Origin of the sequence: Pseudomonas sp. UBA5706 (assembly GCF_002419965.1) — a bacterium.
Taxonomy (GTDB): domain Bacteria; phylum Pseudomonadota; class Gammaproteobacteria; order Pseudomonadales; family Pseudomonadaceae; genus Aquipseudomonas.
Window position 1 is genome coordinate 64,971 of record NZ_DIHC01000006.1, and the last position, 16,822, is coordinate 81,792.

General features: G+C 59.9%; 14 protein-coding genes. 11 read left to right on the forward strand and 3 right to left on the reverse strand.

The features are described from left to right. Nucleotides 1-99: 99 nt before the first annotated feature. On the reverse strand, nt 100-1,725 hold the full coding sequence (locus B3I26_RS03190; protein ID WP_296255015.1) for a methyl-accepting chemotaxis protein: 1,626 nt from the start codon (nt 1,723-1,725) through the stop codon (nt 100-102). A gap of 321 nt (nt 1,726-2,046) precedes the next feature. On the opposite strand from B3I26_RS03190, the gene B3I26_RS03195 reads away from it, so the two are divergent. Together B3I26_RS03195 and B3I26_RS03200 are read left to right on the forward strand one after the other, a co-directional pair. Continuing rightward, entirely contained in the window at nt 2,047-2,280 is a 234-nt protein-coding gene (locus B3I26_RS03195; RefSeq protein ID WP_296255017.1) for a hypothetical protein, read from the forward strand. Beyond that, nucleotides 2,277-2,579: a cell division protein ZapA gene (locus tag B3I26_RS03200; RefSeq protein WP_296255019.1), complete on the forward strand. Its 303-nt coding sequence runs from the start codon at nt 2,277-2,279 to the stop codon at nt 2,577-2,579. Before B3I26_RS03195 ends, B3I26_RS03200 begins: the two co-directional genes overlap by 4 nt. Before the next feature lie 145 nt (nt 2,580-2,724). On the opposite strand, the gene B3I26_RS03205 is transcribed toward B3I26_RS03200, so the two are convergent. After that, the gene (locus tag B3I26_RS03205; protein ID WP_296255020.1) at nt 2,725-3,765 is read right to left on the reverse strand and encodes a low specificity L-threonine aldolase; all 1,041 of its coding nucleotides are present in this window, start codon (nt 3,763-3,765) and stop codon (nt 2,725-2,727) included. A gap of 99 nt (nt 3,766-3,864) precedes the next feature. Between B3I26_RS03205 and B3I26_RS03210 the strand changes: the two genes are divergently transcribed. Further along, entirely contained in the window at nt 3,865-4,602 is a 738-nt protein-coding gene (locus B3I26_RS03210) for a TraX family protein (RefSeq protein WP_296255022.1), read from the forward strand. Nucleotides 4,603-4,779: 177 nt separating this feature from the next. Here the strand turns inward: B3I26_RS03210 and B3I26_RS03215 are convergent, their stop codons facing one another. After that, nucleotides 4,780-5,367, reverse strand: a complete 588-nt coding sequence (locus B3I26_RS03215) for a hypothetical protein (RefSeq protein ID WP_296255024.1) — start codon at nt 5,365-5,367, stop codon at nt 4,780-4,782. A 230-nt stretch (nt 5,368-5,597) separates the two neighbouring features. Between B3I26_RS03215 and alaC the strand changes: the two genes are divergently transcribed. The 8 genes from alaC (at nt 5,598) to fdhA (ending at nt 16,821) form a co-directional block, all read left to right on the forward strand. After that, nucleotides 5,598-6,815 (forward strand): alanine transaminase, encoded by a 1,218-nt coding sequence (gene alaC / locus B3I26_RS03220; protein ID WP_296255026.1) that lies wholly within the window; start codon nt 5,598-5,600, stop codon nt 6,813-6,815. A gap of 911 nt (nt 6,816-7,726) precedes the next feature. Further along, entirely contained in the window at nt 7,727-8,980 is a 1,254-nt protein-coding gene (gene glyA / locus B3I26_RS03225; protein WP_296255028.1) for a serine hydroxymethyltransferase, read from the forward strand. 15 nt (nt 8,981-8,995) lie between these two features. Further along, entirely contained in the window at nt 8,996-10,246 is a 1,251-nt protein-coding gene (locus B3I26_RS03230; RefSeq protein ID WP_296255030.1) for a sarcosine oxidase subunit beta family protein, read from the forward strand. Between the two features lie 21 nt (nt 10,247-10,267). Then, nucleotides 10,268-10,591 (forward strand): sarcosine oxidase subunit delta, encoded by a 324-nt coding sequence (locus B3I26_RS03235; protein WP_296255032.1) that lies wholly within the window; start codon nt 10,268-10,270, stop codon nt 10,589-10,591. After that, nucleotides 10,588-13,608 (forward strand): sarcosine oxidase subunit alpha, encoded by a 3,021-nt coding sequence (locus B3I26_RS03240; RefSeq protein WP_296255033.1) that lies wholly within the window; start codon nt 10,588-10,590, stop codon nt 13,606-13,608. Before B3I26_RS03235 ends, B3I26_RS03240 begins: the two co-directional genes overlap by 4 nt. A 123-nt stretch (nt 13,609-13,731) precedes the next feature. Next, a complete protein-coding gene (locus B3I26_RS03245; RefSeq protein ID WP_296255035.1) occupies nt 13,732-14,364 on the forward strand; it encodes a sarcosine oxidase subunit gamma in 633 nt (210 codons plus the stop codon). A 202-nt stretch (nt 14,365-14,566) separates the two neighbouring features. Further along, nucleotides 14,567-15,424, forward strand: coding sequence for a formyltetrahydrofolate deformylase (gene purU / locus B3I26_RS03250; RefSeq protein WP_296255037.1), 858 nt, complete (start codon nt 14,567-14,569; stop codon nt 15,422-15,424). A gap of 197 nt (nt 15,425-15,621) precedes the next feature. Beyond that, on the forward strand, nt 15,622-16,821 hold the full coding sequence (fdhA, locus tag B3I26_RS03255; protein ID WP_296255039.1) for a formaldehyde dehydrogenase, glutathione-independent: 1,200 nt from the start codon (nt 15,622-15,624) through the stop codon (nt 16,819-16,821). Nucleotide 16,822 lies beyond the last annotated feature (1 nt).

The window sequence follows — 16,822 nt, forward strand, 5'->3', positions numbered from 1 at the left end:
AAATGACCTTCGGGTGCTTTTCGCGAAGAGGGCAAGTGAGCAGCGATAAAAAAAGGGGAATGCCCATCTGTGCATTCCCCTTCTTCTTGCTGGCAGGGATTACAAGCGGAAGCGTGCCACCATGCCGTTCAAGTCCACGGCCAGACGCGACAGTTCATTGCTCGCCGCGCTGGTTTGATTGGCGCCGGTGGCCGACTGAGTCGACAGGTCGCGGATGTTGACCAGGTTGCGGTCCACCTCGCGAGCCACTTGCGCCTGTTCTTCGGCGGCACTGGCAATCACCAGGTTGCGCTCGTTGATTTCGACCACTGCACTGTTAATGGTGTCCAGCGCAACGCCCGCGCCTTTGGCGATGCTCAGGGTCGATTCGGCGCGCTCGGTGCTGCTGCGCATGGAGTTGACCGCTTGTTCGGTACCGCCCTGAATGCTGCCAATCATGCGCTCGATTTCGCTGGTCGACTGCTGGGTGCGATGGGCCAAGGCACGCACTTCGTCGGCGACCACCGCAAAACCTCGACCTGCCTCACCGGCGCGGGCCGCTTCGATCGCGGCGTTGAGGGCCAGCAGGTTGGTCTGGTCTGCCAGGCCGCGAATCACGTCCAGTACCTTGCCGATGTCGCGAGATTCGTCGGCCAGGTTGCCAATCAGTTTGGCGGTGCCCTGTACGTCGCTGCTCATGCGCTCAATGGCGCTGACGGTTTCCTGCACCAGGTCGCGGCCATCGCCGGCCGAACTCGTGGCGTTTTGCGAGGCCTGGGAGGTGCTCACGGCGTTGCGCGCCACTTCCTCTACCGCGCTGGTCATCTCGTTGACCGCGGTTGCGGCCTGTTCGATTTCATTGTTCTGCTGCGACAAGCCGCGGGCGCTTTCGTCGGTGACCGCGTTGAGCTCTTCTGCCGCCGAGGCCAGCTGAGTGGCCGAGCCAGAGATACGTTGCAAGGTGTCGCGCAGTTTGGACTGCATCTTCAACATCGCAGCGAGCAGGCGACCGGCTTCGTCGGTGCCATCAACGTGGACGGTACGGGTCAGATCACCCTCGGCGATTTCCTCTGCCGCGTTTAACGCTGACGCGATAGGCCGAGTGATGCTGTTGGTCAGCAGCCAGGCGAATAGCAGCGTCAATGCGGTAGCGATGACCAGCAAGGTGACGACCATTGTGATTGCGGTCGAGTACTGGTGCGAAGCGACCTGTTTCGCATCCTGGAACTGCTGAGTGCATATCTCGATCAATTTGGCCAATACCACGTTCATCTGATCGGAGTTGGTCATCAGTTCGGTGTTGAGCAGGGCCGCCAGCTCCTCAAGCTTTTCGGCGCTGCTCAGCGACTTCATCCGGTCCTCCAGCTGTCGGTAGTCGCCCAGCAATTTCACGTATTGATCGTAGGCGGCGTGTTCCTCGGGGGCGAGGATCAGTTTGGCGTAGACAATGCGCGCGTCCTCGATCTGCTTGTTGCGTTGTGCCAGCAGATCGACGGTTTTGCGTTGGGTTTCGGCATCACGATTAAGCAGCAACCGGTAGGAGAGTACGCGCAGGCGAATACTGGCTTCGGTCAGCTTGTCCAGCGCCTTGATACTCGGCACGCTGTTGGTGGCCATCTGTTCTGTCGCGTCGTTGATCTTGCTCATCTGCGTTAGAGCGAAAATGCCAAGCACCAGCATCAATACACCGATGATGGAAAAACCGAGAAAGGCGCGCGGCGCGATATTGATGTTGCGTAGGGACATGACGGTTCCAGGGAAAGCCGCGATCCATGCGAGGCGAAGGTAGGTAATCATATTGACGCATGGCTTATCGGTAGCCACTGCACAGACTTGAACACTTTCGTCCATTGCTGTGCACTTATCTCGCAACGGAGGCGATCTGACGAACAGCAGGAACAAGACAGGGAAAATGCAGTCAATCAGGTCCGTTATGCGTTTGCGCAATTGAAGTAATACGAGTGCTTGTCTGTTCGGTGTAGTGGCGTCAAAGCCCTGATTTCACTGGTAGCTGGAACGACTTTTCTTTATCGTACGCGCCCTTTGAAATTTGCCTGAGAAATCAAAATGTTGGAAGCATCCCTAAGCCAGTTGGAAAAGCTCGTTGCCGACCTGGTGCAGCAAAACCAGGACCTGCAGAACACCAATAGCACGCTCGCCGAAGAGCTCAAGCAAGCCAGGGATGACAACGACAGCTTGCAGTTAAGCCTGCTGGAACAGGAAGAGAAGCAGGGCGCGACCGCTGCCCGCATCCAGGCGCTGGTCGATCGCGCCACCAGCGTCAGCGCGGTTGACGCATGATCAACGACCGCGACACCACCAAGGTCATTTCCATTCTTGGCAACGACTACACGATCAAGGCGCCTGAAGGTCAGGAGCGGACTTTGATGGACGCCGTGGTCATGCTCAAGTCGGCGCTGTCCGAGACCAAACGCAACTACCCGACCCTTATCGGTGACCGCTTGCTGGTGCTGGCGGCGCTGAACCTATGCTCCAAACAGATCGAACTCAAACAGCAACATGCCCAAGAGCTGAGCCGTTATGAGGACAAGGTCAGCGCGACGGTCGAAGTGATCGAGAAGGTGATTGCGCAGGGCTGAGTCTGTACGGCGGTGGCTGTGCAGCGCCTGCGCCGCGTAGCAATCGGTTCGCCAGCGGCAGCGAACTTTCGCGCGCCGCCGCGGGCAAGCCGTGTCGCCACAGAGGATTTGCGCTCATGGCGCCGATCGGCTGCGCAGCGGATGCTCAAGCGCCCATCACCACCCGGATATCCGCTGCCAGCTCCCGCACGCGGGCTTCTTCAGTGTCCCACGAGCACATGAAACGTGCGCCGCCACTGCCGATGAAGGTGTAAAAGCGCCAGCCCTTGGTGGTGAGCGCTGCGATCGCCGCTTCCGACAGCTGCAGGAATACCCCATTGGCCTGCACCGGGAACATCAGTTCCACGCCCGGAATGTCTTTCACCAAATTGGCCAGCAACTGCGCGCAGCCGTTAGCGTGGCGTGCGTGTTTGAGCCAGGCGTCGTTTTCCAGCAGGCCGACCCAGGGTGCCGACAGAAAGCGCATTTTCGACGCCAGTTGTCCGGCCTGCTTGCAGCGATAGTCGAAGTCTTCGGCCAGCGTGTGGTTGAAGAACAGAATCGCCTCGCCCACCGCCATACCGTTTTTAGTGCCGCCAAAACACAGCACGTCAATGCCGGCTTTCCAGGTCAGTTCAGCGGGTGTGCACCCCAGATACGCACACGCGTTGGCGAAGCGCGCGCCGTCCATGTGCAGGTTCAGGCCCAGCTCCTTGCAGGTATCACTGATGGCCTTGAGCTCCTGAGGCAGGTACACGCTGCCGACCTCGGTGGCTTGGGTCAGGGTCACGACACGCGGTTTTGGATAGTGAATGTCCGCACGCTTGAGGGCGACTTCACGGATAGATTCCGGCGTCAGCTTGCCGTTCTCGCTGCGGGCGGTCAGCAGCTTGGAGCCGTTGGAGAAAAACTCCGGCGCACCGCATTCGTCGGTCTCGACGTGGGCGGTTTCAGAGCAGATGACGCTGTGATAACTCTGGCAGAGCGAAGACAGCGCCAGTGAGTTGGCAGCCGTGCCGTTGAAGGCGAAGAACACCTCGCAGTCGGTTTCGAACAACTGGCGGAATTGATCGGCCGCGCGTGCTGTCCACTGGTCGTCACCATAGGCGCGCTGATGCCCGTGATTGGCGTGTTCCATGGCCGCCCAGGCCTCCGGGCAGATGCCCGAATAGTTGTCGCTGGCAAACTGCTGGCTTTGGTCTGACATGGCTGCTTCCCTGTAATCGAAGGCTGCGACTTTAACCAGATTTCAGGATGTTGGTCATGCATTCTTGCGTCACAACATTCAGTCAGACAGCGAAGTGAGATGAGCGAGACGAATTCAAACCAACAACCTGTGCGTGATCGGGCACTGGACCTGCTCAAGTGGCTGGCGATGCTAAGCATGGTCCTCGATCACCTGCGCTATGTGGGCTGGCATGTCGATGGGCTGTACGTGCCAGGGCGCCTGGCATTTGCCTGGTTCTGCCTGGCGATAGCGATGAATGTCGGGCGTAGCGTGGCGCACGGGAGTCAGACACGGCCAAACTGGAAATACCTGGCATGGCTGGCGGTGTTTTCGGTCGTGGCGGAGTTTCCTTATCGCTTGTACATGGCCGAGGACGTGACAACGTTGAATGTTCTGCCGACGCTGGCGTTAGGCCTGTTGATGGCGCAAGGGATGTTCAGCCGTTCGTGGTCGTCGCGAATCCTGGGGCTTGTGGCGCTGGGTATCGGTGTCGTATTCGGCCCGCAATTGATGTTCGGCACCTATGGCGTGCTGTTACCCAGCGCGTGTCTGTTGGTACTGCACAGGTCGCTGTGGCTGGCGGTGCTGCCCGGCGTGGTGTGCCTGTTGAGCAATGAATGGCCGAAGATCATCGACGGCATGCGCTGGGGCGACCCGGTTTCAATAGGCGCGCTGATTGCCTGCCTGCTCGGGCCGTGGGCGGGGCTTGCGTTGTTGCGCTGGCGCCCGGCGTTCATCGTCTGGCCGATGCGGCGCTGGGCGTACCTTATTTATCCGCTGCATTTTTTGCTGTTGTTTGGCTTCAGGTGCTTTTAACTCGTATTGGCGAAAAAACAGCCCTGCCTTAAACAGGGCTCGCACATTGGCTTGTTGCAAGGGCCGCGGCTATAGTTTCGCGCTAGCGGGATCCTCTCACGCAGTTGTTCATTGCGCCGGATTAACCGGCGACGCCCTACAACGTCTAGCACCGCTTACCCCCACGGTGAACGTGGGTCATTCTTCAAGAGTGATCTCCCACTTTTTAAGGTCTAGGTCCAGTAACCGACTTCTCACTGTTACGTGGTTCTTACCGTATTCAGTCGTTTTTTGCACCGCCGTTTTTAACAGGTTCTGGGCAGTTTTATCCGATTTTATACTGTCTGCGTCAATAGTGATTGAACGTGTTTTTGTGTTGGTCGGTTGATTTCTATCGCGCGTGATATTGTTGTCGTTGTCGTTGTCGTTGTCGTTGTCGTTGTCGTTGTCGTTGTTGTTGTTATTGTTGTTGTTATTGTTATTGTTATTGTTATTGTTGATATAGTAGTTGTCGATCACTTGGGGTCCGAGCCTGTCAGCAGCAGTTCGGGGCTGTGGCCGAGCACTCCTTGGTTCATTCATTATTCCTTTCTTTAACGAGGCACTTGGTATACTTGTCGTTAACTGAATTTCTAATACGCTTTCGCTGTTGTTTTGGCGTCTACGCTGGACCTGGTATTTTTCACCGGCCAGTACAATCTCATCGCTTTCGAGCGCGAATGACAGCAACTCACTTGGAACGGAATCATTCACTTCGTCATCATTAATATAGATATCGATACGCATTATGGCTTCTCCTTTGCCCGTTTCGTGCCACATGAGTGTCCACCCTTTCAAGGATGTTGATAACTGTCATAAGTGACAGGTTTTAACTTCCATTCGTCTGAAATTCTATTTGAAGCAGTACATGTGGGGGCTGGACAAACCGCCATCACTGCCATTATCGTCCGCACAGGCCACCGCAGTGGCCAGCGTCGCTCGGACGGTTCCGGGCGCTTACGTCTTCAGAGGCCAGCATGGCAGACCAAGGTTCGCCGCGCCGTTTTGCGCGCATCGATCGACTCCCCCCTTACGTGTTCAACATCACTGCCGAGCTGAAAATGGCTGCTCGTCGTCGTGGTGAGGACATCATCGACCTGAGCATGGGCAACCCCGATGGGGCAACGCCGCCGCACATCGTCGAAAAACTGGTAACCGTCGCCCAACGTGAAGACACTCACGGCTACTCGACTTCGCGTGGCATTCCGCGTCTGCGTCGGGCGATTTCCAGCTGGTACAAAAAGCGCTTCGAAGTCGACATCGACCCTGAGAGCGAAGCCATCGTCACTATTGGTTCGAAAGAGGGCCTGGCGCACCTGATGCTTGCCACCCTCGATCAGGGAGACACGGTGCTGGTGCCCAACCCCAGTTATCCGATTCACATCTACGGTGCCGTGATTGCCGGTGCGCAGGTGCGCTCCGTGCCGCTGGTGCCGGGTGTGGACTTCTTCGCCGAGCTGGAAAAGGCCATTCGCGGCTCGATTCCAAAGCCGAAGATGATGATCCTGGGCTTCCCGTCCAACCCGACCGCGCAGTGCGTGGAGCTGGATTTTTTCGAGCGCGTGGTTGCGCTGGCCAAGCAGTACGACGTGCTGGTGGTGCATGACCTGGCTTACGCCGACATCGTGTATGACGGCTGGAAAGCCCCGTCGATCATGCAGGTGCCGGGCGCCAAGGACATTGCGGTGGAGTTTTTCACCTTATCCAAGAGCTACAACATGGCGGGCTGGCGGATCGGTTTCATGGTCGGTAACCCGGAGTTGGTCAACGCTCTGGCGCGGATCAAGAGTTACCACGACTACGGCACCTTCACCCCGCTGCAGGTAGCGGCCATCGCGGCGCTGGAGGGCGATCAGCAATGCGTGCTCGACATCGCCGAGCAATACCGCCAACGGCGCAATGTGCTGGTCAAGGGTCTGCACGAACTGGGGTGGATGGTGGAAAACCCCAAAGCGTCGATGTACGTCTGGGCAAAGATTCCCGAAGCCTATGCGCACCTGGGTTCGCTGGAGTTCGCCAAGAAGCTGTTGCTCGAAGCCAAGGTCTGCGTTTCGCCGGGGGTCGGTTTTGGTGAGTACGGCGACGACCATGTGCGTTTCGCCCTGATCGAGAATCAGGACCGAATTCGTCAGGCCGTGCGCGGCATTCGCGGGATGTTCCGGGCCGACGGTCAGTTACCTGCAAAATCGGTCTGATAGCGGCATCCGCCCCACCCAAATCCCCGGCCTCGCCCGGGGATTTTTGTTTGCGCGGTTTCGCCTCTGCCCGGAGGGCGTAGGAGTCCGGCTTGCCGACGATTGGCTGCGGAGCAGTCATAAATTCAGACAACGCGATTCTTCTGATACCCCGCATTCACAGGCTCTGCTGCCGGTTCCCGGCAGATCGTCGGCAAGCCGGACTCCTACGGCCTTCGGCCAGAATCAAGGGCATGACCGGGTCTGTCTCAATTTGCTCGGCCAAGATATCCGGCCTCGCCCGAGCATTTTGTTTGCGCGGTTTCGCCTCTGCCCGGAGGGCGTAGGAGTCCGGCTTGCCGACGATTGGCTGCGAAGCAGTCATAAATCCAGACGCCGCGATTCTTCTGATACCCCGCATTCACAGGCTCTGCTGCCGGTTCCCGGCAGATCGTCGGCAAGCCGGACTCCTACGGCCTTCGGCCAGAATCAAGGGCACGACCGGGTCTGTCTCAATTTGCTCTGCCAAGATATCCGGCGTCGCCCGAGCATTTTTGTTTGCGCGGTTTCGCCTCTGCCCGGACGCGTACGGCCTTCGGCCAGAATCAAGGGCATGACCGGGTCTGTCTCAATTTGCTCGGCCAAGATATCCGGCCTCGCCCGAGCATTTTTGTTTGCGCAGTGTCGCCTCTGCCCGGAGGGCGTAGGAGTCCGGCTTGCCGACGATTGGCTGCGAAGCAGTCATAAATTCAGACAACGCGACACTTCTGATACCCCGCATTCACCGGCTCTGCAACCCATGTCGTAAACGCGCCTTTGTGTGGCGTGCGCAGGCATCTGGGCAGTCTGCGTCAGCCCTACCATCGCTCCAAAGGGCAATTCGAAAGCCCTGTCGATCATTCAGGCGCCGCGCCGCCGCTGGGAGAACCGCGATGTTCAGCAAGCTAGACCAGATCCAGGGTTATGACGATGCACTGTTGGCTGCTATGAACGCCGAAGATCAGCGTCAGGAAGATCATATCGAGCTGATCGCCTCGGAGAACTACACCAGCAAGCGCGTGATGCAGGCTCAGGGCAGCGGCCTGACCAACAAATACGCCGAAGGCTATCCCGGCAAGCGCTACTACGGCGGTTGCGAACACGTCGATAAGGTCGAACAACTGGCCATCGATCGCGCCAAGCTGCTGTTCGGCGCCGACTATGCCAACGTCCAGCCGCATTCCGGCTCTTCGGCCAACAGCGCCGTTTACCTGGCCTTGCTGCAGGCGGGCGATACGATTCTGGGCATGAGCCTGGCCCACGGCGGCCACTTGACCCATGGTGCCAAGGTGTCGTCCTCGGGCAAGCTGTACAACGCCGTGCAGTACGGTATCGACACGACCACCGGCCTGATCGATTACGACGAAGTCGAGCGCCTGGCGGTCGAACACCAGCCGAAAATGATCGTTGCCGGTTTCTCGGCCTACTCCAAGACCCTGGACTTTCCACGCTTCCGCCAGATCGCTGACAAAGTGGGCGCACTGTTGTTCGTCGACATGGCCCACGTCGCCGGGCTGGTCGCCGCTGGCCTGTACCCGAACCCGCTGCCGTATGCCGATGTGGTCACCACCACCACCCACAAGACCCTGCGTGGGCCACGTGGCGGGCTGATCCTGGCCAAGGCCAACGAAGACATCGAGAAAAAGCTTAATTCCGCTGTATTTCCGGGTGCACAGGGCGGCCCGCTGATGCACGTCATCGCGGGCAAGGCGGTGTGTTTCAAAGAGGCGATGGAGCCTAGTTTCAAGGCGTATCAGCAGCAAGTGATCGACAACGCCCAGGCCATGGCGCAGGTGTTCATCGAGCGCGGTTACGACGTGGTGTCCGGCGGCACCGACAACCATTTGTTCCTCGTCAGCCTCATCCGTCAGGGCCTGACCGGTAAAGACGCCGACGCCGCGCTGGGTCGGGCACACATCACCGTCAACAAGAACGCCGTACCCAACGATCCGCAGTCGCCGTTCGTGACTTCGGGCCTGCGCATTGGCACCCCGGCGGTCACCACTCGCGGTTTCAAAGTCACCCAATGCATCACGCTGGCCGGTTGGATCTGCGACATCCTCGATAACCTGGGCGATGCCGATGTCGAGGCCAACGTTGCAGGCCAGGTTGCCGCGCTGTGCGCCGATTTCCCGGTCTACCGCTGAGACAGGAGGAGCACCATGCAGCATTACTCAGGCTTCGGCCTCTTCAAACACTCCCTCAGCCACCACGAAAACTGGCAGCGCATGTGGCGTACGCCGACCCCGAAAAAAGTCTATGACGTGGTTATTGTTGGTGGCGGTGGGCACGGGCTGGCGACGGCCTACTACCTGGCCAAGGAACACGGCATTACTAATGTGGCGGTGGTCGAGAAGGGCTGGCTGGGCGGTGGCAACACCGCCCGCAATACCACCATCGTGCGATCCAACTATTTGTGGGACGAATCGGCTCACCTGTACGAACACGCGATGAAACTGTGGGAAGGCCTGTCTCAGGACCTGAACTACAACGTCATGTTCTCCCAGCGCGGCGTCTACAACCTGTGCCATACGCTGCAGGACATGCGCGACTCCGAACGCCGCGTCAGCGCCAACCGCTTGAACGGCGTGGATGGCGAACTGCTCAACGGCAAGCAAGTGGCCGAAGAGATTCCGTATCTGGATTGCTCCCGAAACACCCGCTACCCGATCATCGGCGCAACCGTGCAACGTCGCGGCGGTGTCGCCCGTCATGACGCCGTGGCCTGGGGCTTTGCCCGCGCCGCCGACGCCTTGGGCGTGGACCTGATTCAACAGACCGAGGTGACCGGCTTTCGCAAGGAAAACGGCGTGTGCATTGGCGTCGAAACCAACAAAGGCTTCATCGGCGCCAATCGGGTCGGTGTGGTGACTGCCGGTAACTCCGGGCACATGGCCAAGCTTGCCGGTTTCCGGCTGCCGGTCGAATCGCATCCACTGCAAGCGCTGGTGTCCGAGCCGATCAAGCCGATTATCGACAGCGTGATCATGTCCAACGCCGTGCACGGGTATATCAGCCAGTCCGACAAGGGCGACCTGGTGATCGGTGCCGGCATCGACGGCTGGGTCGGCTACGGTCAGCGCGGTTCGTACCCGGTGATCGAGCACACCATTCAGGCCATCGTCGAGATGTTCCCGGTGCTGTCGCGCGTGCGTATGAACCGTCAGTGGGGCGGCATCGTCGACACCACGCCGGACGCCTGCCCGATCATTTCCAAGACCCCTGTGCCGAACATGTTCTTCAACTGTGGTTGGGGTACCGGCGGCTTCAAGGCAACGCCGGGCTCGGGCAACGTATTTGCCGCAAGCCTTGCCAAGGGTGAAATGCACCCGCTGGCCAAACCTTTCTCAATCGACCGTTTCCACAATGGCGCATTGATCGATGAACACGGCGCTGCGGCTGTCGCGCACTAACCGCTCACAGGAGAAACTCCGATGCTGCACATCTTCTGTCCTCACTGTGGCGAACTGCGCTCCGAAGAGGAATTCCACCCCTCAGGCCAGGCCCACATCCCGCGTCCACTGGATCCGGCGGCCTGCACCGACGCCGAGTGGGGCGACTACATGTTCTTTCGCGACAATTCGCGCGGCCAGCACCACGAGCTGTGGATTCATGCCGCCGGTTGCCGTCAGTATTTCAACGTTACGCGCAACACCATGACGTACGAAATTCTCGAAACCTACCCGATTGGCACCCAGCCTCAGTTCAGTGAAACACCGGCGTCTGCAATCAAGAACACGCAGGGAGATCAGGTATGAGCCAGTCCAATCGCCTGCCCAACGGTGGTCGCATCGACCGCAGCAAGGTCCTGAACTTCAGTTTCAACGGCCAGACCTATCAGGGTTTTGAAGGCGACACCCTGGCCGCAGCCCTGCTGGCCAATGGCGTCGACATCATTGGTCGCAGCTTCAAATACTCGCGTCCTCGCGGCATCTTTGCAGCGGGTTCCGAAGAGCCCAACGCGGTGTTGCAGATCGGTGCTACCGAAGCCACGCAGATCCCCAACGTGCGCGCCACGCAACAGGCGCTGTACTCGGGTCTGGTCGCGACCAGCACCAACGGCTGGCCGAGCGTGAACACTGACATGATGGGAATTCTCGGCAAGGTCGGCGGCAAACTGATGCCACCGGGCTTCTACTACAAAACCTTCATGTACCCGCAATCGTTCTGGATGACCTACGAGAAGTACATTCGCAAGGCTGCAGGTCTTGGGCGTTCACCGACTGAAATCGACCCTGACACCTACGACAACATGAACCAGCACTGTGACGTGCTGGTGGTCGGCGCAGGCCCTGCCGGTCTCGCGGCTGCCCTGGCTGCCGCACGCACTGGCGCTCGAGTGATCGTTGCCGACGAACAGGAAGAGTTCGGCGGCAGTCTGCTGGACTCCCGCGAAAGCCTCGATGGCAAACCCGCAGCGGAGTGGGTCGCCACCGTCGTTGCCGAGCTCAAGGGGCTGGACAATGTGGTGCTGCTGCCACGCGCCACGGTCAACGGCTATCACGACCACAATTTCCTGACCATTCACGAGCGCCTGACCGATCATCTCGGCGACCGTGCGCCCATCGGCCAGGTGCGTCAGCGCATGCACCGCGTCCGCGCCAAACGTGTGGTGCTGGCAAGCGGGACTCACGAGCGTCCGCTGGTGTATGGCAATAACGACGTGCCGGGCAACATGCTGGCCGGGGCTGTTTCAACCTATGTCCGCCGCTATGGTGTGGCACCGGGCAAAAAACTGGTGCTATCGACCAACAACGACTACGCCTATCGCGTTGCGCTGGACTGGCTTGATGCCGGTCTGCAAGTGGTCGCCGTGGCCGATGCGCGCCACAACCCGCGCGGCGCGCTGGTGGAAGAGGCGCGTGCCAAAGGTATCCGCATCCTCACCGGCAGCGCGGTGATCGAAGCCCGCGGCAGCAAGCGCGTGAGTGGCGCCCGCGTTGCAGCCATCGACGTCAAAGCGCACAAGGTCACCAGCCCCGGCGAATGGCTGGACTGTGATCTGGTGGCCAGCTCCGGCGGCTACAGCCCGATCGTGCACTTGGCGTCGCACCTGGGTGGCAAGCCGGTCTGGCGTGAAGACATCCTCGGTTTCGTACCGGGTGAAGCGCCGCAGAAGCGCATCTGCGTCGGTGGCGTGAACGGGGTGTATGCACTGGGTGATGCGCTTGCCGACGGTTTTGAAGGTGGCGTACGTGCCGCCAGCGAAGCTGGTTTCCAGCCCGTCGAAGGCGTGATTCCAAAAGCGCTGAGCCGCGTAGAGGAACCGACATTGGCGCTGTTCCAGGTGCCCCATGAGAAATCCACAACCCGTGCGCCGAAGCAATTCGTCGATCTGCAGAACGACGTGACAGCCGCTGGCATCGAACTGGCGACCCGCGAAGGTTTCGAGTCGGTCGAGCACGTCAAGCGTTACACCGCCCTGGGCTTCGGCACCGATCAGGGCAAGCTGGGCAACGTCAACGGCCTGGCCATCGCGGCCCGTTCGCTGAACGTCACGATCCCGGAAATGGGCACTACCATGTTCCGCCCGAACTACACGCCGGTGACGTTTGGCGCGGTAGCCGGCCGGCATTGCGGCCACATCTTCGAGCCTGTGCGCTTCACCGCGCTGCACGCTTGGCACGTCAAGAATGGCGCCGAATTCGAAGACGTCGGTCAGTGGAAACGTCCGTGGTATTTCCCCAAGGCCGGAGAAGATATTCATGCGGCGGTGCGTCGCGAATGCAAGGCCGTGCGTGACAGCGTCGGCCTGCTGGACGCCTCGACCCTGGGCAAGATCGACATTCAGGGCCCCGATGCACGGGAGTTTCTGAACCGCATCTACACCAACGCCTGGACCAAGCTCGACGTGGGCAAAGCGCGCTACGGTCTGATGTGCAAGGAAGACGGCATGGTCTTCGACGACGGCGTGACCGCCTGCGTCGCCGACAACCACTTCATCATGACCACCACCACGGGCGGCGCAGCCCGCGTGCTGCAGTGGCTGGAGATCTATCAGCAAACCGAGTGGCCGGACCTGAGGGTGTACTTCACCTCGGTGACCGACCATTACGCGACTCTGACCCTGTCGGGCCCGAACAGTCGCAAGCTGCTCAGCGAAGTGACCGACATCGACCTGGGGCGTGAAGCCTTCCCGTTCATGACCTGGAAAGAAGGTCTGGTCGGTGGCGTACCCGCTCGCGTTTTCCGGATTTCCTTCACTGGCGAGCTTTCCTACGAAGTGAACATTCAGGCCGACTACGCCATGGGCGTGCTGGAAAAAATTGCCGAGGCTGGCAAGCAGTTCAACCTGACGCCGTACGGCACCGAGACCATGCACGTGCTGCGGGCCGAGAAGGGTTTCATCATCGTCGGTCAGGACACCGACGGCTCGATGACGCCGGACGACCTGAACATGGGCTGGTGCGTCGGTCGTACCAAGCCGTTCTCGTGGATCGGCCAGCGCGGGATGAACCGCGAAGACTGCTTACGTGAAGACCGCAAGCAGTTGGTGGGCCTCAAGCCCGTTGATCCGAACACGTGGCTGCCAGAGGGCGCGCAGTTGGTGTTCGATCCGAAACAGTCGATCCCGATGACGATGGTCGGCCACGTGACATCGAGCTACGCAGCCAACTCGCTGGGTTACTCGTTTGCCATGGGCGTGGTCAAGGGCGGCCTGAAACGCATGGGTGAGCGGGTGTTTTCCCCGCAGGCGGATGGATCGGTGATCGAGGCCGAGATCGTGTCCTCGGTGTTCTTTGATCCGAAGGGTGAGCGGCAGAACGTGGAGTAAGCCGATTCGCGGATAAATCCGCTCCCACATTGGACTGCTGTGTCCTGTGAGGGCGGATTATTCGCGATTGCTGCCCCGCGATGCTTGGTCCGATGAAACGACAGAATTCAACACAGGTGCTCTATGACCACAGCCAACGTTTATCAACAGCGGCCAACGACCGACGTCAAAGCCGAGTCGCCACTGTTTCACGCCGACCTGAAAAGCCTGGTCGGCAAAGGCCGCACCAACCCGGGTGTGGTGCTGCGCGAGAAAAGACTGCTGGGCCACCTGACCCTTCGTGGCAACGGCCATGATCCGCTGTTCGCAGCCGGCGTGCACAAGGCGCTGGGCATGGAACTGCCCGGCGCGCTGAGGCTGGTGTCCGATGGCGAACGCTCGATCCAGTGGCTTGGCCCGGATGAGTGGCTGCTGATCGTGCCGACCGGTGAGGAATTTGCCATCGAGCAGAAACTGCGCGAAGCGCTCGATCGCCAGCACATTGCGATCGTCAACGTCAGCGGCGGTCAATCGCTGCTGGAACTGACCGGCCCGAATGCGCGCGAAGTGTTGATGAAATCCACCAGCTATGACGTGCACCCGAGCAATTTCCCGGTGGGTAAGGCCGTCGGGACTGTGTTTGCCAAGTCGCAACTGGTGATTCGCCGTACCGGCGAAGACACCTGGGAGCTGGTCATCCGCCGCAGCTTTGCCGACTACTGGTGGTTATGGCTGCAGGATGCGAGCGCCGAGTATGGCTTGGGCATCGCCGCTTGAGTCCGGCATGACACCTCACTTGTGCGAGCGAGCTTTCCCGCGAATTGGCCAGTAAGCACAGCACAGATGATCGTTCCTACGTCGAGGCGTCGAACCGTTTGCGTGGGAACGCCGCCCCTGATGCTTCGCGTCATTGTGATGGACGCACAGGATCCTGAAATGCATTCCCACGCGGAGCGTGGAAACGATCAGAGGAATAGGCATGAGCCGCGCCCCCGATACCTGGATTTTGACCGCTGACTGCCCCAGTGTGCTGGGCACGGTAGACGCGGTGACGCGCTATCTGTTCGAGCAGGGTTGCTATGTCACCGAGCACCATTCGTTCGACGACCGGCTGTCCAGCCGCTTTTTCATTCGCGTCGAATTTCGCCAGCCCGACGGCTTCGATGAAGCCTCGTTTCGCGCAGGCCTGGCCGAACGCGGACAGGCTTTTGGTATGGTTTTCGAGCTGACAGCGCCGAACTACCGGCCAAAAGTGGTGATCATGGTCTCCAAGGCCGACCACTGCCTGAACGATCTGCTCTATCGTCAGCGCATCAACCAACTGTCGATGGACGTTGTCGCCGTGGTCTCCAATCACCCCGATCTCGAACCTTTGGCGCGCTGGCACGAGATTCCCTACTACCATTTCCCACTCGACCCGCACGACAAGCCTTCCCAGGAAGCCAAGGTCTGGCAGGTGATCGAGGAGTCTGGCGCCGAACTGGTGGTGCTTGCCCGCTACATGCAAGTGCTGTCGCCGGAGCTGTGCCGCAAGCTCGATGGCAAAGCGATCAACATTCATCACTCGCTGTTACCGGGCTTCAAGGGCGCCAAGCCTTACCACCAGGCCTACAACAAGGGCGTGAAGCTGGTCGGTGCCACGGCGCATTACATCAATAACGATCTGGATGAGGGCCCGATTATCGCCCAGGGCGTCGAGGCCGTGGATCATAGCCACTACCCCGAGGACCTGATTGCCAAGGGGCGCGACATCGAGGGCCTGACCCTGGCCCGCGCGGTGGGCTATCACATTGAGCGGCGGGTGTTTCTCAACGCCAATCGAACGGTGGTCCTGTAAGACACTGTTGGCTCCTACGCTCCGCGTGGGGGATCGCCTGGTGCGCTTTGCGTGCGATGTCTGACGCGCAGCGTCATGGGCTGCATGACCACGCGGAGCGTGGGAACGATCAAGAATCAGTGCGTTGCCGCCATCCCAAGCAACGCATAACTCCGCTACACGGCTGTATTCATAACAACAATCAGCGAGGTGAAAGCATGTCTGGTAATCGTGGTGTGGTGTATCTCGGCGCAGGCAAGGTCGAAGTGCAGAAGATCGACTATCCCAAAATGCAGGACCCGCGCGGCAAGAAGATCGAGCATGGGGTCATTCTGCGCGTGGTCTCTACCAACATTTGTGGTTCCGACCAGCACATGGTGCGCGGTCGCACCACTGCCCAGGTCGGCCTGGTACTGGGCCATGAGATCACCGGTGAGGTGATCGAGAAGGGCAGCGACGTCGAAAACCTGCAAATCGGCGATCTGGTCTCGGTGCCCTTCAACGTTGCCTGCGGCCGGTGCCGGTCCTGCAAGGAACAACACACCGGCGTGTGCCTGACCGTCAACCCGGCGCGTGCCGGTGGTGCTTACGGCTACGTCGACATGGGTGACTGGACCGGCGGCCAGGCCGAATACGTGCTGGTGCCGTATGCCGACTTCAACCTGCTCAAACTGCCGAATCGCGACAAGGCCATGGAAAAGATCCGCGACCTGACCTGTCTTTCCGACATTCTGCCGACCGGTTACCACGGCGCGGTGACCGCTGGCGTAGGGCCTGGCAGCTCGGTGTACATCGCCGGGGCAGGTCCTGTGGGGTTGGCGGCTGCCGCCTCCGCACGTCTGCTGGGCGCCGCGGTGGTGATCGTCGGCGACGTCAATCCGGTGCGGCTGGCTCATGCCAAGGCGCAGGGCTTTGAAATCGCCGACCTGTCCAAAGACACGCCGCTGCACGAGCAGATCGCCGAATTGCTGGGCGAGCCGGAAGTGGACTGCGCCGTCGACGCTGTAGGCTTCGAAGCCCGAGGCCATGGCCACGCAGGCGCCAAGGCCGAAGCCCCGGCCACCGTGCTCAACTCACTGATGGGCGTGGTCCGCGTAGCGGGCAAGATCGGTATTCCTGGCCTGTACGTCACCGAAGATCCGGGCGCCGTGGATGCCGCCGCGAAAGTCGGCAGCCTGAGCATTCGTTTCGGCCTGGGTTGGGCCAAATCCCACAGCTTCCACACCGGTCAGACCCCGGTCATGAAGTACAACCGCCAACTGATGCAGGCCATCATGTGGGACCGCATCAACATCGCCGAAGTGGTTGGCGTGCAAGTCATCAGTCTCGACGACGCACCGCGCGGTTATGGTGAGTTCGACGCAGGCGTTCCGAAGAAATTCGTGATCGACCCGCACAAGCTGTTTAGCGCGGCATAGG

What these genes read in the sequence shown, in the direction of transcription:
- B3I26_RS03205 (WP_296255020.1), bottom strand. Translation starts at nt 3,765, where the DNA reads ATGTCAGACCAAAGCCAGCAGTTTGCCAGCGACAACTATTCGGGCATC.
- B3I26_RS03200 (WP_296255019.1), top strand. Translation starts at nt 2,277, where the DNA reads ATGATCAACGACCGCGACACCACCAAGGTCATTTCCATTCTTGGCAAC.
- B3I26_RS03245 (WP_296255035.1), top strand. Translation starts at nt 13,732, where the DNA reads ATGACCACAGCCAACGTTTATCAACAGCGGCCAACGACCGACGTCAAA.
- B3I26_RS03230 (WP_296255030.1), top strand. Translation starts at nt 8,996, where the DNA reads ATGCAGCATTACTCAGGCTTCGGCCTCTTCAAACACTCCCTCAGCCAC.
- B3I26_RS03195 (WP_296255017.1), top strand. Translation starts at nt 2,047, where the DNA reads ATGTTGGAAGCATCCCTAAGCCAGTTGGAAAAGCTCGTTGCCGACCTG.
- purU (WP_296255037.1), top strand. Translation starts at nt 14,567, where the DNA reads ATGAGCCGCGCCCCCGATACCTGGATTTTGACCGCTGACTGCCCCAGT.
- glyA (WP_296255028.1), top strand. Translation starts at nt 7,727, where the DNA reads ATGTTCAGCAAGCTAGACCAGATCCAGGGTTATGACGATGCACTGTTG.
- B3I26_RS03215 (WP_296255024.1), bottom strand. Translation starts at nt 5,367, where the DNA reads ATGCGTATCGATATCTATATTAATGATGACGAAGTGAATGATTCCGTT.
- B3I26_RS03210 (WP_296255022.1), top strand. Translation starts at nt 3,865, where the DNA reads ATGAGCGAGACGAATTCAAACCAACAACCTGTGCGTGATCGGGCACTG.
- alaC (WP_296255026.1), top strand. Translation starts at nt 5,598, where the DNA reads ATGGCAGACCAAGGTTCGCCGCGCCGTTTTGCGCGCATCGATCGACTC.
- B3I26_RS03240 (WP_296255033.1), top strand. Translation starts at nt 10,588, where the DNA reads ATGAGCCAGTCCAATCGCCTGCCCAACGGTGGTCGCATCGACCGCAGC.
- fdhA (WP_296255039.1), top strand. Translation starts at nt 15,622, where the DNA reads ATGTCTGGTAATCGTGGTGTGGTGTATCTCGGCGCAGGCAAGGTCGAA.
- B3I26_RS03235 (WP_296255032.1), top strand. Translation starts at nt 10,268, where the DNA reads ATGCTGCACATCTTCTGTCCTCACTGTGGCGAACTGCGCTCCGAAGAG.
- B3I26_RS03190 (WP_296255015.1), bottom strand. Translation starts at nt 1,725, where the DNA reads ATGTCCCTACGCAACATCAATATCGCGCCGCGCGCCTTTCTCGGTTTT.